The organism is Pedobacter mendelii, assembly GCF_014635725.1.
GTDB lineage: Bacteria > Bacteroidota > Bacteroidia > Sphingobacteriales > Sphingobacteriaceae > Pedobacter > Pedobacter mendelii.
In genome coordinates, this window is record NZ_BMDJ01000012.1 from 90,590 (window position 1) to 111,779 (window position 21,190).

General features: G+C 34.0%; 22 protein-coding genes. 15 read left to right on the plus strand and 7 right to left on the minus strand.

Annotation, left to right across the window (positions count from 1 at the left end):
• Positions 1-276: 276 nt before the first annotated feature.
• A complete protein-coding gene (locus tag IEV50_RS17580; RefSeq protein ID WP_188416870.1) occupies positions 277-1,041 on the minus strand; it encodes an MBL fold metallo-hydrolase in 765 nt (254 codons plus the stop codon).
• Between the two features lie 241 nt (positions 1,042-1,282).
• Between IEV50_RS17580 and recJ the strand changes: the two genes are divergently transcribed.
• From recJ to IEV50_RS17615, 7 genes are all read left to right on the plus strand, one after another.
• On the plus strand, positions 1,283-2,983 hold the full coding sequence (gene recJ / locus IEV50_RS17585) for a single-stranded-DNA-specific exonuclease RecJ (RefSeq protein ID WP_188416872.1): 1,701 nt from the start codon (positions 1,283-1,285) through the stop codon (positions 2,981-2,983).
• Between the two features lie 120 nt (positions 2,984-3,103).
• Positions 3,104-3,844 carry an LPS export ABC transporter ATP-binding protein gene (lptB, locus tag IEV50_RS17590; protein WP_188416874.1) on the plus strand — a complete coding sequence of 247 codons (741 nt, stop codon included), beginning with the start codon at positions 3,104-3,106 and terminating at the stop codon, positions 3,842-3,844.
• 9 nt (positions 3,845-3,853) lie between these two features.
• On the plus strand, positions 3,854-5,374 hold the full coding sequence (locus IEV50_RS17595; RefSeq protein ID WP_188416876.1) for a GH3 auxin-responsive promoter family protein: 1,521 nt from the start codon (positions 3,854-3,856) through the stop codon (positions 5,372-5,374).
• Between the two features lie 43 nt (positions 5,375-5,417).
• Positions 5,418-5,849: a YkvA family protein gene (locus IEV50_RS17600; RefSeq protein WP_188416878.1), complete on the plus strand. Its 432-nt coding sequence runs from the start codon at positions 5,418-5,420 to the stop codon at positions 5,847-5,849.
• Complete coding sequence (locus tag IEV50_RS17605; protein ID WP_188416880.1) at positions 5,827-6,153, plus strand: DUF2752 domain-containing protein; 327 nt, start codon at positions 5,827-5,829, stop codon at positions 6,151-6,153. The genes IEV50_RS17600 and IEV50_RS17605 overlap by 23 nt, the downstream gene beginning before the upstream one ends.
• Positions 6,154-6,163: 10 nt before the next feature.
• Complete coding sequence (locus IEV50_RS17610; protein WP_229746785.1) at positions 6,164-6,613, plus strand: CCC motif membrane protein; 450 nt, start codon at positions 6,164-6,166, stop codon at positions 6,611-6,613.
• A 102-nt stretch (positions 6,614-6,715) separates the two neighbouring features.
• Positions 6,716-7,126: a BrxA/BrxB family bacilliredoxin gene (locus tag IEV50_RS17615; RefSeq protein WP_056088318.1), complete on the plus strand. Its 411-nt coding sequence runs from the start codon at positions 6,716-6,718 to the stop codon at positions 7,124-7,126.
• Between the two features lie 54 nt (positions 7,127-7,180).
• On the opposite strand, the gene cdaA is transcribed toward IEV50_RS17615, so the two are convergent.
• Complete coding sequence (cdaA, locus tag IEV50_RS17620; protein ID WP_188416882.1) at positions 7,181-7,972, minus strand: diadenylate cyclase CdaA; 792 nt, start codon at positions 7,970-7,972, stop codon at positions 7,181-7,183.
• A gap of 723 nt (positions 7,973-8,695) precedes the next feature.
• A complete protein-coding gene (gene folP / locus IEV50_RS17630; protein WP_188416884.1) occupies positions 8,696-9,550 on the minus strand; it encodes a dihydropteroate synthase in 855 nt (284 codons plus the stop codon).
• Between the two features lie 98 nt (positions 9,551-9,648).
• Between folP and IEV50_RS17635 the strand changes: the two genes are divergently transcribed.
• Genes IEV50_RS17635 through IEV50_RS17650 form a run of 4 tightly spaced genes read left to right on the plus strand, consistent with a single transcriptional unit; the run spans position 9,649 to position 12,950 of the window.
• Positions 9,649-10,194, plus strand: a complete 546-nt coding sequence (locus IEV50_RS17635) for a DUF1599 domain-containing protein (protein WP_188416886.1) — start codon at positions 9,649-9,651, stop codon at positions 10,192-10,194.
• Positions 10,195-11,346: a BT_3928 family protein gene (locus IEV50_RS17640; RefSeq protein WP_188416888.1), complete on the plus strand. Its 1,152-nt coding sequence runs from the start codon at positions 10,195-10,197 to the stop codon at positions 11,344-11,346.
• Position 11,347: 1 nt separating this feature from the next.
• Positions 11,348-12,403, plus strand: coding sequence for an ABC transporter permease (locus IEV50_RS17645; RefSeq protein ID WP_188416890.1), 1,056 nt, complete (start codon positions 11,348-11,350; stop codon positions 12,401-12,403).
• 49 nt (positions 12,404-12,452) lie between these two features.
• Complete coding sequence (locus IEV50_RS17650; RefSeq protein WP_188416892.1) at positions 12,453-12,950, plus strand: shikimate kinase; 498 nt, start codon at positions 12,453-12,455, stop codon at positions 12,948-12,950.
• On the opposite strand, the gene IEV50_RS17655 is transcribed toward IEV50_RS17650, so the two are convergent.
• From IEV50_RS17655 to IEV50_RS17665, 3 genes are all read right to left on the minus strand, one after another.
• Positions 12,947-13,354 (minus strand): acyl-CoA thioesterase, encoded by a 408-nt coding sequence (locus IEV50_RS17655; RefSeq protein WP_188416895.1) that lies wholly within the window; start codon positions 13,352-13,354, stop codon positions 12,947-12,949. The two genes, IEV50_RS17650 and IEV50_RS17655, sit on opposite strands and share 4 nt — an antisense overlap.
• A gap of 82 nt (positions 13,355-13,436) precedes the next feature.
• Positions 13,437-14,924, minus strand: coding sequence for a 1-hydroxycarotenoid 3,4-desaturase CrtD (gene crtD, locus IEV50_RS17660; RefSeq protein WP_188416897.1), 1,488 nt, complete (start codon positions 14,922-14,924; stop codon positions 13,437-13,439).
• A gap of 5 nt (positions 14,925-14,929) precedes the next feature.
• Entirely contained in the window at positions 14,930-16,633 is a 1,704-nt protein-coding gene (locus IEV50_RS17665) for a M28 family peptidase (protein ID WP_188416899.1), read from the minus strand.
• 605 nt (positions 16,634-17,238) lie between these two features.
• Between IEV50_RS17665 and IEV50_RS17670 the strand changes: the two genes are divergently transcribed.
• The 3 genes from IEV50_RS17670 (at position 17,239) to IEV50_RS17680 (ending at position 19,441) form a co-directional block, all read left to right on the plus strand.
• Entirely contained in the window at positions 17,239-17,349 is a 111-nt protein-coding gene (locus IEV50_RS17670; protein ID WP_090502133.1) for a phenylalanyl-tRNA synthetase subunit alpha, read from the plus strand.
• A 190-nt stretch (positions 17,350-17,539) separates the two neighbouring features.
• Complete coding sequence (rlmD, locus tag IEV50_RS17675; RefSeq protein WP_188416901.1) at positions 17,540-18,949, plus strand: 23S rRNA (uracil(1939)-C(5))-methyltransferase RlmD; 1,410 nt, start codon at positions 17,540-17,542, stop codon at positions 18,947-18,949.
• An 87-nt stretch (positions 18,950-19,036) separates the two neighbouring features.
• A complete protein-coding gene (locus IEV50_RS17680) occupies positions 19,037-19,441 on the plus strand; it encodes a hypothetical protein (RefSeq protein ID WP_188416903.1) in 405 nt (134 codons plus the stop codon).
• A gap of 106 nt (positions 19,442-19,547) precedes the next feature.
• Here the strand turns inward: IEV50_RS17680 and IEV50_RS17685 are convergent, their stop codons facing one another.
• Positions 19,548-20,255 (minus strand): head GIN domain-containing protein, encoded by a 708-nt coding sequence (locus IEV50_RS17685; protein ID WP_188416905.1) that lies wholly within the window; start codon positions 20,253-20,255, stop codon positions 19,548-19,550.
• Positions 20,256-20,435: 180 nt separating this feature from the next.
• Between IEV50_RS17685 and IEV50_RS17690 the strand changes: the two genes are divergently transcribed.
• On the plus strand, positions 20,436-20,945 hold the full coding sequence (locus IEV50_RS17690; RefSeq protein ID WP_188416907.1) for a phosphoribosyltransferase family protein: 510 nt from the start codon (positions 20,436-20,438) through the stop codon (positions 20,943-20,945).
• Positions 20,946-21,190: the final 245 nt, after the last annotated feature.

Consider the following 21,190-nt stretch of genomic DNA (forward strand, 5'->3'; position numbering starts at 1 on the left):
AGCAGTTGCAGTATAATTATGCAAGGCTGTTCCTGCACTCCGCTAAATCTTTTAGCCGCTCATTCCTTACCCTCAAAAAAAGCAAAGCTAAAAGGATACCACTGCGTTCGGGTTTAGGAATCGACAAAACTGCAACAAACTCAGATTGAAAATTTGTCTAACCCCTTAGCGCTTTATATATTTCCGTGAGCTAAAGCTAGACGGCAATGAAATTAAAATACGATTGATTTTTCTGCTTTGGTCTTTAGTCTTCCATCTTTGGTCTTTCCCTTTTACCTATCTAATTCTAAACCCGCCATCAACCTCATCAACAAAACCTGTTGCTTGCTCTTTGCTATGGTAAAACAAACATTCCCAGTTTTCGGCTGCGGCTCTTCTGCCAAATTCTTTACGTAACTCCATCGCTTTACGACCGTCGAAATCGTATTTGGCGATAAAGTTTTTAATTAATTCGCTTGGTTCTGGCAAAACATCGCCACCAAAAAATACTTTTTGATTGTCTTCTGTTAAAATAAAAACCTGGTGGTTTGGACAATGTGCTCCGGTAAATTCAAAAGCAATTGTTTCGTTTAAATTCCCATCTCCTTCAACAAACTTCAATTGTGCATTGCGTTGTAAAAACTCAAAAATACCAGTGTGGTAAGATGAAGAAGAGCTACTAAAAGCAGTTTCCCATTCCCCGCGATTGATGATATACTCTGCGTCGGGGAAACTTAGTTCCGTTTTATCAGCCATTTTATGAATCATTCCGCCAGAATGGTCGTAATGTAGATGCGACATTAAAACTTTGGTTACATCACTCGGGTCGAAACCAGCATTTCGAATGTTTTTGTGCAAAATTAATTCGCCGTGGTCATCACTAAAACCTAATCCTGTATCAAAAAGAAACAGATCGTTTTCTAGTTCTACCAAAAATGGCTGAACATTAATAAATAAGGATGCAGGTCTATCTTTAAAATTATGAATAGCAGAATCAAAAGGAATAAATTTTTTTGTAGCATCAACAGAATAGGTTCCTTCAAATAGGGTGTGAACTTGCAAAATGTAAAGATTTAATTTGTTATGCAAAGTTAACAATCTATTTGTTTATTCGTTTTGGCATAAGTATTCTAATCTCCTTTTTACTTATTGATGATTTCAATATGGCGGTATTCTGTATTGTAGTAATGAAATTACGAATACAATTTAACCCGCTGATGCAAAGTCTTTCAAGTGTCTTGCATTTATTTTGCTTAAATCGTCTGCATTTAAAATGTATATTTACTGTTCGGAGATAGAATAAATGGGAAAAAGATGGGTTAAAGCATCAGATTGTAGTGATGAAACCATAGCTAAAATTACAGAACAACTTAATATAGATCGCTCGCTTGCTCAAATATTGGTTCAAAGGAATATTTGTGATTATAATTCGGCAAAAGATTTTTTCAGACCTGATTTAGATCATCTTCATAATCCATTTTTAATGAGGGATATGGATGTAGCCATTGAAAGAATAGAAAAAGCTCTTGCTACGCACGAAAAAATTCTGATTTACGGAGATTATGATGTTGATGGAACGACTTCTGTTGCATTGGCCTATAGTTTCTTCTCTCAACTCACACAAAACATAGAATATTATATTCCAGATAGGTATTTAGAAGGTTACGGAATTTCTACTGCAGGAATAGATTACGCAAGTGAAAATGGTTTTACGCTCATTATTGCCTTAGATTGCGGTATAAAATCCATCGATAAAATTGATTACGCAAATGGTCTGAGAATAGATTTTATCATTTGCGATCACCATATACCTGGTGATGAACTTCCAAAAGCAGTTGCGATTTTAGACCCAAAACGTAGCGATTGCGAATACCCGTTTAAAGAACTTGCCGGCTGTGGAATTGGTTTTAAACTGGCGCAGGCTTATGCGCAAAAGCATAATTTACCTAAAGAAACTTATTTGCAATATCTCGATCTGGTAATGGTTAGCATTGCTGCCGATATTGTACCAGTTGTTGGCGAAAATAGAATTTTGGCTTATTACGGCATTCGAAAACTCAATACAAATCCTTGCGAAGGCTTGCGGGCATTAATGGAAGTTTCTGGTAAAACCGAAAATTACACTATTACTGACGTGGTATTTACTTTAGGTCCACGGATTAATGCCGCCGGTAGAATCGACCATGCCAAACACGCCGTTGCCATGCTGCTGTGTCAGATAGATGGAAATTCTCTGGAACAAAGTGTAGAAATTAATCTTAAAAATATCCAGCGTAAAACTTACGACCAGGATATTACCCGAGAAGCATTAGCATTGATTGGTGATAGCGAGATTCTAATCAACAAGAAAACAACTGTTGTTTTTAACGAAAACTGGCATAAGGGTGTAATTGGTATTGTCGCTTCTCGTTTAACCGAAAAATATTATCGCCCAACAATTGTGCTTACAAAGTCTAATGGGCTTGTTGCAGGTTCTTGTCGTTCGGTTGCTGGTTTCGATTTATATGAAGCATTAAGTGGTTGCGCAGATTTATTGGATCAGTATGGCGGGCATAAATTTGCAGCAGGTTTAACCATGCAGCAACATAATGTAGATGCTTTTGCTGATAAATTTGAGCAGATTGTTTCGGCATCGATAACCGAAGAACTTTTAACGCCAATGATTAAAATTGATGCAGAAATTGAACTATCTCAAATTGATGGAAAATTTTATCGTGTTTTGGCACAAATGGGGCCATTCGGTCCAGAAAATATGGCATCTATTTTCGTCACACATAATGTTTATCTTACCCAAAGTGCTATGGCAGTAGGTGGGAATCATTTAAAAATTAATATAAAACAACAAAATTCGAGTATTTTTGAATGCATTGGGTTTGGATTAGCGGATTATCAAAATCTTTTACAACCAAAAGTTCCTTTTTCTGTTTGTTATACGATAGAAGAAAACATTTGGCGTGATAAGAAACGCTTGCAGTTGAATATTAAAGGAATTAAAGTTAATTAACAAAATTCTAATGTCATCCTGAGCCTGTCGAAGGGCATTTCGAAAGGCTCAATGTGACAAGCAGATTTAAAAATACAAGATTTGAATTGCTAAATCTCAAATCAAAAATCGTAAAAATGAATGATATTAAGAGCCGAAAATCTGGTTAAAAAATATAAGCAACGTACTGTTGTTAATGATGTTTCTTTTAATGTAAGCCAGGGAGAAATTGTTGGTTTGCTTGGTCCAAACGGTGCCGGAAAAACAACTTCTTTCTATATGATAGTTGGTTTAATTAAGCCAAATGGAGGTAGAATATTTTTGGAAGATGAAGATATTACCGAAGATGCAATGTATCGTCGTGCGCAAAAAGGCATTGGTTATTTAGCGCAGGAGGCTTCAGTTTTCAGGAAACTAACAGTTGAAGAGAATATTCTTGCCATTTTGGAGATGAGCAAAATGAGTAAGGAGGAACAGAAAGATAAGCTAGAGGAGTTGATTAATGAATTCAGTTTGCACAAGGTTCGTAAAAACCGCGGAGATTTATTGTCAGGTGGTGAGCGCCGCCGTACAGAAATAGCCCGTGCTTTAGCAGCTAATCCTAATTTTATTTTATTGGATGAACCTTTTGCAGGTGTAGACCCGATTGCAGTTGAAGAAATTCAAAGCATTGTAGCAAAACTTAAACACAAAAATATTGGCATCCTGATTACCGACCACAATGTACAGGAAACACTTTCCATTACAGATAGAGCTTATTTACTTTTCGAAGGGAAAATTTTAGAACAAGGTGTGCCTGAAGTTTTAGCTGAAAATGAAATGGTTAGAAAAGTTTATTTAGGCTCTAACTTTGTATTGAAGCGTAAAACATTTGATGTTTAAATTGAAAGTATGGCAATCGTAAACTCAATTTTTACCTGGTTAATGAAAAAGCGAATTCATCAGATTGAGCTTTTTATGAAATATCCTTATGATGTCCAGGAAGAATGGTTTCATAACTTAATTGATAGTGCTGAAAATACTGAATGGGGCAGGAAATATGATTATAAAACCATTCTAACAACACATCAATATCAGGAAAGGGTTCCGATTCAAAATTACGATACACTAAAGCCATATATAGAGCGTATGCTTAATGGCGAACAAAATATTCTATGGCCATCAGATATAAAGTGGTTTGCAAAATCATCAGGAACCACCAGCGATAGAAGTAAATTTATTCCTGTATCAGAAGAATCTTTAGAGGAATGCCATTTCAAAGGTGGTAAAGATATGCTTTCTATTTATTGTAATAACAGGCCTGATAACCAAATGTTTACAGGAAAAGGTTTAGTTTTAGGTGGCAGCCATCAGGTTAATCAACTAAACGAAGATTGCTTTTATGGTGATTTATCGGCTGTACTAATAAAAAATCTTCCTATCTGGGCCGAATATTACCGAACTCCTGATATGGCTATTGCATTAATGGATAATTATGAAGTTAAGATGGATAGAATGGCCGAAGCAACAATCCAGGAAAATGTTACCAGTATTTCTGGCGTACCAACATGGACCATTGTATTGGCAAAAAAGGTACTGCAATTAACAGGTAAAAGCAATTTATTAGAGGTTTGGCCAAATCTTGAATTATATGTTCATGGTGCGGTAAACTTTGCGCCATACCGAGAACAGTTTAAACAACTTATTCCATCAGATGACATGTATTATTTGGAAACTTATAATGCATCCGAAGGTTTTTTCGGTATTCAGGATCAGGATAATTCTGAAGAAATGCTCTTGATGCTCGATTATGGTATCTTCTATGAATTTATCCCAATGGAAAATATTGGTGATGAAAATCCTAAAGCATTATTATTAGGCGAAGTCGAATTAAATAAAAACTATGCAATTGTAATTTCTACAAATGGTGGTTTGTGGAGATATATGATTGGAGATACCATTCAATTTACTTCATTATCGCCTTATAGGATAAAAATAACAGGCCGAACGAAACACTTTATAAATGCCTTTGGCGAGGAGGTAATTATTGATAACGCAGAGCAGGCACTTACAAAAGCATGTTACGCTACGGGTGCCGAAATTAAAGATTATACCGCCGGACCAATTTATTTTAAAGACGGAAAAGCAGGTGGCCACGAATGGATTATTGAGTTTGATAAGCAACCTGATAATTTCGAAAAATTTATTGATGTAATGGATAAAACGTTACGGGAAATAAATTCTGATTATGATTCAAAGCGATTCAAGGATATGGCTCTATGCCGCCCAAAAGTTCATAATGCGCCTGCAAATACATTTTACGATTGGTTAAAAGCTAAAGATAAGTTGGGTGGACAACACAAAGTTCCACGGCTGGCGAATGAAAGAAAATATCTTGATGATATTTTGAAGATGATGAAATCAAAGGTTTAGGTGTTTATCACAAATTAAATCGTTAAGGTATAAATTGCTGAACATGAAATTAAACAGACAGAAAATATTGGATTTCTTTAAAAAATCGGAAAGTAAAGCATCTGTGATAATTAAAGATAAAGCTCAAGCAAGCCAAACGATTAAAGAGGCATTGGGTAAAGCGGTTACAAATAAGAGTGATCTTGATGGCGTGTGGTCAAAAATGGTTTTACTCTTCGCTGTTGCCAAAGATTATGTTAATGGCGATTATACCGAACTTCCTAAGCGCTCAATTATAGCTATTCTCGGTGGATTGATATATTTTCTTTCTCCTATTGATGTAGTACCAGATTTTATTCCAGTGCTAGGGTTTGTTGATGATATTTTTATATTAAATCTTGTTTATAAGCAAGTACTTAAAGATTTGGAGAAATATAAAATCTGGAAAGATGCTCAAACTAATTTTATAGAAGATGTTGAAAGAAGAGGAATTTAGCTTGTTCGAGTGGTTAAATCAACATCTTTTAACCTGCCCATTTAAATCTCACTTTGGAATCGATTGTCCAGGCTGTGGCTTTCAACGTTCGGCTATAGCTTTAGTAAAAGGCAATTTTATAGATTCTCTCAAATTTTATCCTGCAACATTTCCTTTAATTTTTCTTATTGTTTTTACATTAATTCACATTAAGATCGATTTTAAGTTTGGTGCACAGTTTATAAAAATCCTGTTTATAGGTATTGTGGTAATTATCTTAATCAATTACATTTACAAAATATACAATCATCAACTATTAAACTAAATCTAAATTTATGTCTGAAGAACAAGGAACACCACAAGAAAATCAACCAATAGAGCCAGTAAATATACCTCCTGTTACACCACCACCATTTCAACAACAACCACCTTTTGGTCAGTTTGGCGGAGGAATGGGTTACCAAAACCTACCAAATTCTACAATTGTTCTGGTTTTAGGCATTCTGTCTATAGCATTTTGCTGTTGTTATGGTATTTTAGGCTTAGTTCCTGCTATAATTGCTTTAGTTTTAAGTAAAAAAGATAAAAATCTATATTTAGCAAATCCATCAATTTATAGTTTAAGTTCATATAAAAATTTAAACGCTGGTAGAATATGTGCAATTATTGGTTTAATTCTTAATATACTTTCTCTTATTTATTATGCTGTAATTTTAATTTTATTCGGTACTGGTATGATGAGTGATCCACAGAAAATGCAAGAATTTTTAAAAGGACTTCAATAAAAGCTTAATTTAATTTTACCTTAAAAATATAAATCGAATGGCTCATGCTGTTCGATTTTCTTATTTTTGTAGTCTGAAATTGTAAATAAAAAACTAACGATAATGTATCCAGAATATTTAGTAGAGCCAATGCGTAAGGAATTAACTAACGTAGGTTTTGAAGAGTTAAAGAATGCACAAGAGGTTGATCAAGCTATTAAGGGCGAAGGAACTGTATTGGTTGTTGTAAATTCTGTATGTGGCTGTGCTGCAGCAAATGCTCGCCCGGCGGCAAGAGCAGCAGCAGCACACGAAAAGCACCCTGATAAATTAGTAACTGTTTTCGCAGGTATGGAAAAAGAAGCTGTAGATCAGGCTAGAAACTATATGATGCCTTTCCCTCCATCTTCGCCTGCAATGGCATTATTTAAAGATGGTAAATTAGTTCACATGATTGAGCGTCATCAGATTGAAGGTCGCCCTGCACAAATGATCGCTGATAATTTAATTGGCGCTTTTGAGCAGTATTGCTAACACATATTAAAATGATTACACAGATTTAGCACCTCTAATCTGTGTAATCGTTTTCTAAAAATCTTTATTGAGTAACTTTTCCAACTCACCAAAAGAAACATTCATTCTTACTCTGCCTTGTTTAGCATAAGATATTTCTCCTGTTTCTTCCGATATAATTACAGCTACAGCATCAGTAGTTTCCGAAACACCAATCCCTGCCCTGTGTCTTAAACCGAATTGCGATGGCAACTGATCATTATCTGTTAGTGGCAAAATACAGCTCGCACTTTTTATTTTATTTTCTGAAATAACTACGGCACCGTCATGCAACGGACTATATTTTTGAAATATGCTTTCGAGCAGTCTTTTGGATATTTTAGCATCAACAAGTTCACAGCTATTGGCAAAAAATTGTTCATCATAAAACTTCACAAAAACAATTAATGCCCCTGTACGGGTTTTTTTCATGGTTTTGCAGGCATCAATTATAGGTTTTATCCGGGTTAAATTATTTCTTTCTATTTCTTTTCTACCAAATAAATAACCCCACCAAGCTTTGTTTTTCTGTAAAAAAGCATTCTTGCCAATGAGTAATAAAAAACGCCTGATTTCGGGGTGGAAAATAACAATCAGTGCAATAATGCCCACACTCATAAATTTCTCAATGATTGTTGTTAGTAAATCCATATTCAAGGCTTTCACAATCCAGTAAAAAACCGTGATGATGAACATACCCACTAATAAATTTACAGCGAGAGTATTGCGAATAAGTGTATAAACATAATAGATTAATATTGCCACAAGAACAATATCAACGACATCAGTTACAGATATTTTAAGAAAATCGAAGTCAAAACCTTTCATTATGGGCAAGATAGCAAATGTTTGATAATGGTTAATTGTTTGAACTGTAAAAATTGGTTAATTGATACAGTTAAATACTTATTTATTTTTGAGAATTGAATTGCGCAAAGCATTAAGTTTATTTGTTAATTAATCAAGCTTGAGTCTAAAATAAACATATTCTTCGTCATTTATATATTCAAGTTCTAAAGCTCCGATAGTGTGATTAACCGTTTCGATTGCACTTGAATAAGAAATCGTATAAAATGAGCTTTTTCTTTTTTTGTAATTCTGGCAGAACCTTCAGCTAAGCAATCACCGATGCTACTAGCCGCTCTTTTTGGCTGAACTTGATAATCCAAAAATTTCTTCTTTCGGAAATTTTCGAACTAAAACATAAATTTCTTTTCGAAACATTCTGGCTTTTTGCCAGGTAACTGGTTTTTCAAATGAACATGCATCATAATTAAGTTTAAATCATTAGATGTAAGTTTACAATGGGGATGTTTAATGTGAATTTAAAAAATTAATTCTTAGAGCCTGTTTAAAATTTATCTAATAATTTATTTATGCTTCTTTTCGGCTGCAACATCGTTAAATATTTCGAGATAAGCTGGCTATCTCTACAACATTTGCCTTGTTTCGCTCAAAAAATAAGCGATAAACATTTTCACAATATAAATTCAAATAGGTTCTAAGTTAATTAAACAAATCAACAATTAATCAGTTCAAACGATTAACCAATTACGCATTTAATCTTTCAACCAGTTTCACACATTCTATCGCCTCCTTAACATCATGAACACGTAGTATTTTGGCGCCTTTTTGTAAAGCTATTGTGTTTAAAACAGTTGTTCCGTTTAAAGCTTCAGCGGTAGAATTTTCCAAAACTTTATGAATCATTCCTTTTCTTGAAAAACCGACTAATACAGGTAATTTGAAAACTTTAAAATCTTGCATCTGGTTTAAAAGTTTATAGTTATGGTCGATGGTTTTCCCAAAGCCGAAGCCAGGGTCAATAATCACATCATGAATTTTTAGTGCTTTTATAACTGCAATTTTTTTAGCTAAATAATCAATAATATCAAGCAGTACATTTTTATAAATAGGATTTTGCTGCATGTTTTGCGGTGTTCCTTGCATGTGCATCATAATGTAAGGAACCTGTAATTTAGCTATAGTTTCGAACATCTTCTCATCCATGCTGCCTGCTGAAATATCATTAATAATGTGAGCGCCAGCCGAAATTGTTTCTTCAGCAACTTTTGCTCTAAAAGTATCAATAGAAATAATAGCTTCGGGCATCTGCTTGTTTAAGGCCTCTACAATTGGTATCAGCCTTGCAAGTTCTTCGTTTTCAGAAACATCATTTGCACCTGGTCTTGAAGAATAACCGCCGATATCAATAAAAGAAGCACCCTCATTTAAAAATTGTTCCGTTTTTTTTAATGCTTCATTAATAGAATTCGTTCTGCTGTTGCTATAGAAGGAATCTGGTGTTATATTTAGTATACCCATCACTTTTGGCCTACTCAAATCAAAAATTTTTCCTTTTATATTCAGGCTTTGCTTTGCTTCAAAAAAGTTTTTTTCTGCCATATTAAACCCTTTCGGGATTTGGTTTTCGCTTTAAAAATGTATCTTTAGCTTTTGTTTTTTCGATACAAAAATACATTAAAACTAAATAATTATTGGCCTTGACACAAACAAATACCGCTACCGAATTTGATGATGTGATTGCAGTTTGCAGATCCTTATTCTTAAAAAAAACTAAAGATTATGGTACCGCATGGCGCATTTTAAGGCCAAGTTCCATTACCGATCAAATTTTTATTAAAGCACAACGCATCCGCACCTTAGAAGAGAAAAAAGTGAGCTTGGTGGGTGAAGGGATTACTTCCGAATATATTGGTATTGTAAACTACTGTGTTATCGCAATGATACAGCTAGAGCTAACTGAAAAAGACCCGAATGAATTATCTTTCGATTTCGTTAAACCTTTATTTGATGCCAAAATTCAGGAAACAAAAGATTTAATGTTTGCTAAAAATCATGATTACGGAGAAGCTTGGAGAGATATGCGTATTAGTTCATTAACGGATTTAATTTTAATGAAAATTTTCCGTGTTAAACAAATTGAAGATAACGAAGGACAAACATTAGCTTCGGAAGGCGTAAATGCAAACTACCAGGATATGTTAAATTATTCGGTTTTTGCATTAATTAAATTAGGCATAAAATAGATGAAAAATATAGCATTAACCTTTTCGCGGATTTTTGTAGGTGTATTATTCATGTTTTCAGGATTGATAAAAGCAAACGATCCTTTAGGTTTTGGGTACAAACTACAGGAGTATTTCGAAGTTTTTCATATGGACTTTTTAGGCCCTTTTTCAACAGGAATTGCTATCTTGCTTTGCACACTCGAAATCGTTTTAGGTGCAATGCTCTTATTTGGCTTTTGGGGTAAAAAAGTTTCATGGGGATTATTGTTGTTAATCATTTTCTTTACTTTATTAACTTTCGTTTCTGCCTTTTTTAAAGTAGTAACCAGTTGTGGTTGTTTTGGCGATGCCATTCCATTAACACCTTGGCAGTCTTTTAGTAAAGACTTGGTTTTATTGGTACTCATCTTATATATTTTTCTCAATAAAAACTTGATTCAACCTGTTTTCAAAACGGCCCAAGCGCAGCGAAATATATCGATGGCTGTTATCGTAATATCTCTGTTGTTCGGTTTATATACGTACAATTTTTTGCCTGTTATAGATTTTCTCCCATATAAAGTTGGGGCACACATTCCTTCCTTAATGGTTATACCTCCGGGAGAAAAACCTGATGAGTTTCAAATTATATATCATTTAAAAAATAAAGCTACAAAAGCTGAAAAAGATTTAAGTGATAAAGAATACCTTAAAACAGAAATATGGAAAGATAATAATTGGGAAATTATTGGAGACCCTACAAAAACGCTTATTAAAAAAGGTTACGATCCTAAAATTAAAGATTTAATCATAACCGACGCTTCAGGAACGGATTACACCAAAGAACTAATTGAAAATCCATATTACAGTTTGGTTTTTGTTGCGTACAACCTAAAAGATGCAAACACAAAAGCAATCGGAGATTTAAATGCATTAGCTTTAAATGCTACACAGCAATTTAATATTCGAAGTGTTTTACTTACCTCAAATTCTGCAAGTGATGCTGAGAAATTTATAAAAAAAAATAACCTGTTCTCAGAAATTTTTTATGCTGATGCCGTTCCTTTAAAAAGTATGGTTAGAGCAAATCCAGGTGTAATGCTTTTAAAAAATGGAGTAATTATAAATAAGTGGCATTTTCATAATGTACCAAACTTTGAACAGTTAAGTAGCAAATACTTCAGTAAATAAAATGTTGGGTTACGCAATAAAAAAACTCTTGTACGGATTGCTGGTTATGGCCGGTGTGGTATTGGTTGTTTTCTTGTTATTTAATATTTTGCCAGGCGACCCTGCCAGAATGACGATGGGTCAGCGAGCCGATGTTCAATCGCTGGAAGCTGTTAGAAAGGAGTTTGGTTTAGATAGGTCAAAGCCAATGCAATTTGTATTATATGTAAATGATTTATCGCCAATAAGCATTCTGGATAATGATAGTACTACACAAAAAAAGTATCACTACTCAAAACTTTTGGGTTTTAATAAAGAAGTATTGGTTTTAAAATGGCCATATCTTAGAAGTTCTTATCAAACGAAACGAGATGTTACGGCAATACTTTCAGAAACAGTTCCAAATACGTTTATTTTAGCACTTACCGCAATGATATTTGCGACAATTATTGGTGTATTTTTAGGTGTAATGTCTGCGGTTTTTAAGGATTCTTGGATAGATAAATCAGCAAATGCTTTTGCAATTCTTGGAATTTCGGCACCGTCGTTTTTCGCCGGAATTATTATTGCCTGGTTTTTCGGCTTTGTGCTGAGTAATTATACCGGACTAAGAATGAGTGGGAGTCTTTATAGTTACGATCCTTTTAATGGTGAAATATTAACATTGAGAAATTTATGGTTGCCAATGATAACTTTAGGTTTAAGGCCTTTGGCAATTATTGTGCAATTAACCAGAAGTGCAATGTTAGATGTTTTGGCACAGGATTATATACGAACTGCTCGTGCCAAAGGATTAGGAAGGAATGCTATAATTTATAAACATGCTTTAAAAAATGCAATGAATCCTGTTATTACAGCTATTTCTGGCTGGTTTGCATCTTTACTGGCTGGTTCATTTTTTGTAGAATATATTTTTGGTTATAATGGTTTAGGCCGAACAACTGTTACCGCTTTAGAAATGTCCGATTTCCCAGTAGTAATGGGTTCTATTTTATTTATTGCTTTTGTTTTTGTAGTGATAAATATTTTAGTTGATATTCTTTACGCTTACATAGATCCAAGAGTGAAGTTGATATAGATATAACCCACTTGAAAAAAACAATTTATCAATTGAACACTATTTGAATATGATTATCTTTTTAATTGGATACATGGGCTGTGGTAAAAGCACTAAAGCGAAGCAACTGGCACATAGACTAGATTGTCCTGTTGTAGATTTAGATTCAGAAATTGTAAATAAATCCGGTAAAACCATTGCTGAATTTTTCGATGCTTTTGGCGAGAATGGTTTCAGGAACTACGAAAGTGAAATGCTAAAAACCTATAATTATCCTGAAAACTGTGTTGTTGCCACGGGTGGTGGTTTGCCATGTTTCTTTGATAATATGGAATGGATGAATGAAAAAGGAGTAACTATCTATTTGCAAATGGATGCACCCCAATTGGTTTCAAGGTTGCATAATCGGCAGAAACGACCATTAATTAAAGATTTAGATGATGAGCAATTGCTTGAATTTATTAGGGTAAAACTTGAAGAACGCAACCCATTTTATACGAAAGCAAAAATAATTATAAATGCATTTGATTTAGATGTTGAAAAATTAGTAGAAGTGTTAAAAGCTTAAACTATTTTTTCATCTTCCTGCGCAAACTGTTCTTCGATGTATTTAATTTTTGTTTTTCCATGAGGTGTTGGCTCACCGTAGTCATTAATATTAACGAAAACAATCTTATCAATTGTAAGTATGCTTTTACGGGTAATTTTGTTTCTTACTTCGCAGCACATTGTTAGAGAGGTTGTTCCGAAGTTAGTTGCGGTAATGCCCATTTCAATAATATCGCCTAATTTTCCTGAGCTAACAAAGTTAATTTCCGACATATATTTCGTAACTACCTTCGGGTTTTCCAATTGAACAATAGCATAAATTGCGGCTTCTTCATCAATCCATTTTAACAGGCTTCCACCAAATAATCCGCCGTTTGGGTTTAAATCTTCGGGTTTTATCCATTTACGTGTATGAAAATTCATCTTTAAATTGCTAAGTTCATAATGTAAGCTTTTTGCTTAAATGTAACTTTTTTTAGCTGATGTTTATTCAGGGAAGCGTCAATTAAAACGCTAAATTATCAATCTCATTATCAATAATTTTTGCTGATAATAAAGCTAAAGGAATTCCTCCTCCCGGATGTACACTTCCTCCGCAGAAATACAAACTTTCTATTTTCGAACTGAAGTTCGGGTGTCTTAAAAAAGCTGCAAATTGATTATTAGAACTATTTCCATATAGCGAACCCTGATAAGAACCCGTTTTACTTTCAATGCTCCTAGGATCCAGAACATGTTCGTAAACAATATCCTTTTCAATATTTCTATTTAATATCCTGCTTATCTTTCTAATAATATTTGCTCTTGCTTCTTTTATTAGTAGCTCCCAGTTTTGACCGTTATTTGCAGGTACATTAATCATTACGAACCAATTTTCGCTATCAACAGGTGCATCACCTCTAATGTATTTTGAGGTAATATTAATGTAAACTGTTGGGTCGTTGCTAATGGTCTTATCTTTCCAAATAGCACTAAACTCCTTTTGGTAATCCTCAGTAAAAAGGATATTGTGTAACCCCAAATCACTATAATTCCCATCCATGCCCCAGTAAAAAATCAAAGCAGAACTACTTCGCTCCTGGTTTAATAGTTTTTTAGGTTGAGGTATGTTTTTAAGCAGATTTTTATAAGTGAACCAAATATCTAGGTTAGAAATAATTACATCAGCTTTATGAATTATATTGTTAACCTTTAAACCTTTTACTTTAGGTTTTCGTTCATCAGAATATAAAATTTCTTCACCTTTTTGATTATAATGAAATCTCACGCCTAATTCTTTTGCTAATTCTACCAAAGAATTGACAATGCTATACATTCCTTTTTTTGGAAGGAAAGCCCCGTAATGGTATTCGAAATGTGGGATAACATTCAGGGTAGCAGGTGCCTGGTAGGGATTGGAGCCATTATAAGTAGCATAGCGATTAAACAACTGCGCTACTCTTCTGTCTTTGAAAAAGGATTTATTTGCCTTGGCTTGTGTTCTAAATGCGTCTATCTGGCCAAAACGAAATACTGATTTTAAGGTATCCCAATGCAGGTAGCTTTTAAGTTTATGCAAGCTACGTTCTAAAAATACACGGTGGGTAACTTCATAAATGGTTTCGCTCTTTTTTAAATATCGCTCAACCTCTTCGGCAGTTGATTCGGTTTTTTCTTCTATTTCCTTTGCAAACTTATCTAGATTAGCCGTGGCGTTTAACCTTAAACCATCTTCGTAAAAATAACGGCAAACCTCCTTCAGTTTGATGTAATCAAAGTAATCCTCAGGTTTTTTACCTGCGAGTTTGAAAAGTTCTTCAACGTACTCTGGCATTGTGAAGAGACTTGGTCCAGCATCAAACCTAAAGCCATTCATTTTTATTTCTGCAAGCTTACCCCCAGCGTTAGAATTTGCTTCAAATACATCAACTTCATAGCCTTTTACTGCCATTCGTATTGCTGATGCTATTCCTGCAATTCCTGCACCGATAACTATTGCTTTTGGTTTAGACATAAAATCTACCTCAACACCTCCAAATAAACTTTTGTTTGTTTTTCAATCGCTAAGGTTGCAATTTTAATTGATGAGCCAACTTGCGTGGTTTCTGATTTTACAGGCATTTTATTTATAGTAGCTAATGCATCAATATACCATTTGCTCCAAACTTCGATGATGTGTTTTTCATCTGCAACAGATTTACCATCAGCAATTGCTTTTTTGCTTAGTTCAAATTCTGTTTTTAATCTTGTCAAAGCATTATTTTTAACCTGCATAACAGTAGTAATTGCCATATTTTCATCTGCCGATGTTAAAGAATATGCAGCCGTTAACGCACTAATACCAACGTTTTTCATTTCTACTGCAGAAACTTTGTCAATCCTATCGTTATCTGTATGATAAAAAACATCTGTAAAATGCCACATCAATAACCCAGGAATTTTATTTTGCAGAAAGGGTGTGTGGTCACTTCCGCCCTCGAATGGATTGTAATTTACCGTCCAGTTTGCAAACTTGCCTTGGGCTTTACATATATCGAAAATAAAATCATTAAAATAATGTGGAAAAAGATCTTTCTCCTTAACATCTCCAGCGCCCCATTCCGTGTGCTTATCATTACCTCTTGTCCATATTGCCGATGGGTCGGGCATTTTTTCAATCAAAAAGGAACCCCCTGTTTTCTGCGTATCTTCGCCAACCATATCCAAACTCATACCCCATAAAATACCTTTTGCCCGAGTGGTATCTTCTACAATATATCTTTTAGTTGATACAATTTCATCACCCCATAAAAATGTTAGCGTACGTTTTGGATTAATTTTCTTTGCCTGGTAAAGTTCAGCAGTTAATCTTGCCATTTCAGCAAGTGTACCTACACCACTTGCATTGTCGTTTGCACCTGGTTCCTGAACGTGAGCACTAAAAACAAATCGTTCGTTTGGTTTTTCACTCCCTTTTAAATTTGCAACAATAGTTAATTCCTCTGCTTCATAGATTTTAGTTTCAATATTAACTTTGAGCTTAGTTACCCCTTTTAAGCAAGCTGACTTAAGTTTTTCTTTTGTGCCAAAAGACAATAACAAGCTCCAAACTTCGCTGTTTGCTTTCATGCTGCCAAACTGGATGGAAGTTTGGTGTATTTCTGGCTTTGTATATGCCGGCATAGAATAACCTAAAACACCAATTGCACCGGCTTTGGCTGCTATGGCTAATAATCTTGACGGATTTGTTTCTGAAAACAAAATTTTTCCTTTCAAATCCATTTTGTCAATTTCTGCCTGAACCACTTTTTGAATGTAAATAACTTCTGCAGTAACACCTTCAGCGGGCGTAGATAGACAATTAATAGGAATCATATTTCGATTCGTTTTAAAAGAAATTAAGGGTAGAGTTTCTCCAATAATATCAATATTCGCGTTAACAGGTTCCCAGGTTTTATTTTTCATAGCCCGTTTTTCAATGCGATAAGTTAGGGGCGATTCAGATTCATTTAGTTTTTGTTCAACAAAACCAGCTTTTTTTAAAATATCTTCTACGTGATGAATGCTTGCATTAAAACCTGTGTTGCCAGGTACTCGAAAATATTTTTCTACAAATGCAGTGGTGTTAAAGGCATTCTTTTCTTTGAAATCTGTTCTTGTTAATTTAAAATATTGGTCGGTCGAGTTTTGAGCATAACTTGCAAACCCCAAGAATATCAGTACCAAGAGTATCTTTATTTTCATGAATCTATTAAAAGTGAAAGATACTAAGAATAGTTTATGGATGCAGATTTTTTGTTAATCGTAACGCTTAACTTTTTTATTTTTCAAACCTTCATTAACAGATAATAGACCAGAACCAATTACCAAAAATAAAGTGAGTAAAAAAAGTACCAGAATTGAAAGCCACATTTCAGAGTTTGGCTTATAAAACCCTTGAGTAAAATTTACAAAAATACAGCTAAAAGTAGAATTAGTATTTGAATAACAACAGCAAATCTTGTTACCAAACTTAAAGTTATTAAAATACCTCCAACTAAATGCTCAAATGCGACCAAGCGAATAACAAGGCTAATCAGTACTCCAGAAAACCCAAATACATTGTTTTCGGTAATTAGATTTTTGAGTATGGTTTTATCACATGGCGAACCTCCTTTTTATGTGATATGATTTTTCAATTTGCTAATTTGCTTTGGTTAAAGCAATAGTTGTTAGAAAAATTGAATCAAGATTTTTAGCTAGAAAGTTAATTTAATAGTTTCATGTAAACTTAACACAAATTTAATTTGAACCGTTTTGGTTTTTGGTCTAAATTTTGTATCATTGCTTAAATAGATAGGCTTTTTATCATGAGCAAAGAAATATTAGAGTTTTCTGTACAAGTAGATGAAAAATTTGACCTAAAATTTAATTGGCTGGATGGTTTCTGGGGTGTTGCATTTAAATTTTTTGGAAAATAATTTTTAAAATCGAATTTTTACTAACGAGCATTTCCCGTTCGAATAAAAATATATTGATCAATCTTTCTTAATTATCTAAAGTTCCTAGTTTCAATTTTCAGCCTGTTTTCTCTTCAGGTTTATTTGTATTTATTCTGACATTAGCTTTCCGCTTTAGTCTTTCAGCTTTTACACTTATCTTTGCGGCATAATGAGTAGAAGAAAACCAGGTACGGTAACTATAATCCCAAACGTACATATAATTGATATTGCTGAAGAAGGAAAAGGTGTTGGTAAAGCCGATGAATTAGTAATTTTTGTTGATAAAGCTGTTCCTGGCGATGTTGTGGATGTTCGCCTGATTAAAAAGAAAAAGAATTTTGCAGAGGCAATTATAGAGCAATTGCATGAAAAATCAGCCTTGCGTACTGAACCATTTTGTAAGCATTTTGGTACTTGTGGCGGTTGTAAATGGCAACACATGGGTTATGATGCTCAACTAAAATTTAAGCAAAAAAACGTTGAAGCGGCATTGCAGCGCCTAGGTAAAATAGATACTTCTTGTGCAGAACCAATTTTAGGTTCTGTAAAAAATAGATACTACCGTAATAAGTTAGAATTTACTTTCTCTAACAAACGCTGGTTGGAAAAAGTTGATGTAGACCGTGATGAAGAATTTGATATGAATGCATTGGGTTTCCATGTACCACTACGTTTTGATAAAATTTTAGATATTGAACATTGCTATTTGCAGGATGATCCCTCAAATCAAATCAGAAATGCAGTTCGTGAATTTTCTTTAGAGCATGGGTTGTCATTTTATGATTTAAGGAACCATGAAGGTGCTTTACGTAATCTGATTGTTAGAACATCAAGCACAGGCGAAATAATGGTTGCCGTAATTTTTGCTTACCCTGAAGAGGAGCAAGTAGATTCACTAATGAATTTTCTTAAATCAGAATTTCCTCAAATTACTTCTTTGCTTTACATCATTAACCAAAAGAAAAACGATACCATTTTCGATCAGGAAGTTAATACCTTTGCTGGTCGCGATCATATTTTTGAAGAAATGGATGGCATTCGTTTTAAAATAGGTGTTAAATCTTTTTACCAAACCAATTCAGAGCAAGCATTTGAATTGTATAAAATAACCAAAGAGTTTGCAGGGTTTAAAGGCGATGAACTGGTTTACGATTTATATACCGGAGCTGGAACGATTGCAAATTTTATAGCAAAAAATGTAAGACAGGTTGTTGGCGTAGAATACGTACCAACTGCAATTGAAGATGCAAAGTTTAATTCTGAATTGAACGGGATTAATAACACCATCTTTTACGCTGGTGATATGAAAGATATTTTAACGGGCCATTTTATTGCTGAGCATGGTAAACCAGATGTGGTAATTACCGACCCACCAAGAGCTGGTATGCACGCAGATGTAGTGCAAAGGCTATTGGAAATGGAAGCTGAAAAAATTGTTTATGTAAGTTGCAACGCGGCAACCCAGGCAAGAGATTTAGAATTATTAAAAGATAAATACGATGTTGTTAGAATTAAGCCGGTAGATATGTTTCCGCATACGCAACACGTAGAAAATGTAGTTTTGTTAAGATTAAAATGAGGGAATTTTGAATGATTGACTGGATGAATACAGCAAAATGTTTATTAAACATTTAATCATTCACTCATTCAAAATTCAGTAATTAATATGGATAGAGAAGAATTATTAAACGCAACGCCAGAAGATAGCGGCGAACCGAAAAAACAAAAGAGTCCGCTTGTAAGTCTGGAAAAGGATTTAGAATTTTATGCTGATGCGATAAAAGAGGTTGCTATAGAAATTATGGTTGAGGGGATATCTGCTTATCCGATTTTTATTGCACATCAGCACGAAGTTAAACTCGGGGAGATAATCTTGAACAAAGAAGACTTAAATACGGAGTGGACCATTCAGGCTTCGACTTTAGAAGAATTTGTTGAAAAGGGAATAATCAACAAAGAGAAAAAAGAACAATTCTTAAAAGTTTACAAAAAACCTGAAAACTTTATGTGTGTTTTTGTAATCGTTCCGGAAGGGGCAAATTTTATTTATTATCCTTATAAAGGAAGGTAAAAGCTTAAAGTCTAAAGCAAAAAATCTAATTTCTTTGAAATCATTATAAAAAAAAATCCCTGCTTTGCATTCGCAAAGCAGGGATAGTAAAATTAATTAAACCTAACTAATTAACTTTTGTTACATCACCACTTTTAGATGATGATGTTTTCTTTAAAGAAGCATTTCCCTTGTAATGAACATCACTTCCACCTGAAGCACCTGCTTCTAAGCCTTTGCTAACATTTATATTTGCATCAGAGCCACCCGATGCTGTTACTTTAGCATAATTAACTATAAAATCATAAGCATCAACATCGCTGCCTCCACTAGTTTGCAATACCATATTTTCTGCTTTTCCAGTTAAAGTAACATCGCTGCCACCACTGGTTTGCAATTCCAAATCGGTGCAAACTAAATTTAGTTTTACATCCGATCCGCCTGATGAACGTAGGGCGAATTTAACAGCTTTAATTTGGCCTTGAGAAAAAACATCACTTCCACCAGATGCAGTGAGTGCTGCTAATGTTTTAAAGTTTACATAAGCTTTAACGGTTTGATTTCTAAACATCGAACCCCAGTTCAGCCCTTCTTTCATTTTAATTGTAAGGTTGCCGCCATTCTGTTCAACAACGACATTTTTTAGTAATTCTGAACTTGCTTTAATATTCAGACTTTCGCCTCCATTTTGAGTTAAATATAAATCTATACCACTGCTTATTGTAATACTGCTCAAATTTTTGATTGAAACATTTTTAGTTTCCTGAGCTTTAGCGATATATGTACCAATAACTATAAATAATAGTGTGGCAGATGTTTTTAAAGAGTTTTTCATAATGTTGTTTGTCTAAAAGATTTTGCATTTAACCTTAATCACATAAGGCTACAAATTTGCGTTTTGGTTAAAGATTAGACGCTGAGATGTTTAAAACGTTGCAGGCAATTCAAATTATTTTTAAAATAGTTTGAATTTCATCCTTAAAATCGTTCTTTTTGTATTCAATCCAGTATACAAATGGCCGCATCGCAATTACTCATTCTTAACAAAAAGCAAATCCAACAAAAAATAGATCGTATTGCTTATCAAATTTTAGAAGATAACCTAAACGAAAAAGAAATTGTACTTGCAGGGATTTGGGATCGTGGATATAAACTAGCATTGCGATTAGAAAAGGTTCTGAAAAAAATAAGTGCTTTAAAAATTACGCTGCTCAGAATTGATCTTGAAAGAGAGAGTAGCAAACTTATTGCATCAACCGATTTGGATGAAAGCCATTGGAAAAACAAGGTAATAATTATTGTAGATGATGTATTGAATAGTGGGAAAACTCTTGCCTACGGTTTAGGTGTTTTCTTAAATACACCTCACAAAAAAATCAGGACTGTTGTACTTGTAGATAGAAGTCATAAAATTTTTCCCATCGCAACTGATTTTGTAGGATTAGAACTTGCAACAGTTTTAAAAGAACATGTAGATGTAGTTATGGACGTCAAGGGTGAGGAAGATAGAGTTTATTTGAGTTAAACTAAGGGCTTGTTTAAAATTTATCTAATAACTTGTTTATGCTTCTTTTCGGCTGCAACATCATCAAATATTTCGAGATAGGCTGGCTATCTCTACAACATTTGTCTTGTTTCGCTCAAAAAATAAGCGATAAACATTTTCACAATATAAATTTAAACAGGCTCTAGGTAATTGCAGAATTCCACATTATCTTATTTAGCATTTGTAATGCATATTTGCAATTAACCTCTTTTTTTTGCAATTTT

Bases quoted from the DNA above. Each gene is read 5' to 3' on its own strand.
- IEV50_RS17650 (WP_188416892.1), top strand. From the start codon at position 12,453: ATGATTATCTTTTTAATTGGATACATGGGCTGTGGTAAAAGCACTAAA.
- rlmD (WP_188416901.1), top strand. From the start codon at position 17,540: ATGAGTAGAAGAAAACCAGGTACGGTAACTATAATCCCAAACGTACAT.
- recJ (WP_188416872.1), top strand. From the start codon at position 1,283: ATGGGAAAAAGATGGGTTAAAGCATCAGATTGTAGTGATGAAACCATA.
- IEV50_RS17600 (WP_188416878.1), top strand. From the start codon at position 5,418: ATGAAATTAAACAGACAGAAAATATTGGATTTCTTTAAAAAATCGGAA.
- IEV50_RS17665 (WP_188416899.1), bottom strand. From the start codon at position 16,633: ATGAAAATAAAGATACTCTTGGTACTGATATTCTTGGGGTTTGCAAGT.
- IEV50_RS17690 (WP_188416907.1), top strand. From the start codon at position 20,436: ATGGCCGCATCGCAATTACTCATTCTTAACAAAAAGCAAATCCAACAA.
- crtD (WP_188416897.1), bottom strand. From the start codon at position 14,924: ATGTCTAAACCAAAAGCAATAGTTATCGGTGCAGGAATTGCAGGAATA.
- IEV50_RS17680 (WP_188416903.1), top strand. From the start codon at position 19,037: ATGGATAGAGAAGAATTATTAAACGCAACGCCAGAAGATAGCGGCGAA.
- IEV50_RS17595 (WP_188416876.1), top strand. From the start codon at position 3,854: ATGGCAATCGTAAACTCAATTTTTACCTGGTTAATGAAAAAGCGAATT.
- IEV50_RS17640 (WP_188416888.1), top strand. From the start codon at position 10,195: ATGAAAAATATAGCATTAACCTTTTCGCGGATTTTTGTAGGTGTATTA.
- cdaA (WP_188416882.1), bottom strand. From the start codon at position 7,972: ATGAAAGGTTTTGACTTCGATTTTCTTAAAATATCTGTAACTGATGTC.
- folP (WP_188416884.1), bottom strand. From the start codon at position 9,550: ATGGCAGAAAAAAACTTTTTTGAAGCAAAGCAAAGCCTGAATATAAAA.
- IEV50_RS17655 (WP_188416895.1), bottom strand. From the start codon at position 13,354: ATGAATTTTCATACACGTAAATGGATAAAACCCGAAGATTTAAACCCA.
- IEV50_RS17615 (WP_056088318.1), top strand. From the start codon at position 6,716: ATGTATCCAGAATATTTAGTAGAGCCAATGCGTAAGGAATTAACTAAC.
- IEV50_RS17645 (WP_188416890.1), top strand. From the start codon at position 11,348: ATGTTGGGTTACGCAATAAAAAAACTCTTGTACGGATTGCTGGTTATG.
- lptB (WP_188416874.1), top strand. From the start codon at position 3,104: ATGATATTAAGAGCCGAAAATCTGGTTAAAAAATATAAGCAACGTACT.
- IEV50_RS17670 (WP_090502133.1), top strand. From the start codon at position 17,239: ATGAGCAAAGAAATATTAGAGTTTTCTGTACAAGTAGATGAAAAATTT.
- IEV50_RS17685 (WP_188416905.1), bottom strand. From the start codon at position 20,255: ATGAAAAACTCTTTAAAAACATCTGCCACACTATTATTTATAGTTATT.
- IEV50_RS17610 (WP_229746785.1), top strand. From the start codon at position 6,164: ATGTCTGAAGAACAAGGAACACCACAAGAAAATCAACCAATAGAGCCA.
- IEV50_RS17605 (WP_188416880.1), top strand. From the start codon at position 5,827: ATGTTGAAAGAAGAGGAATTTAGCTTGTTCGAGTGGTTAAATCAACAT.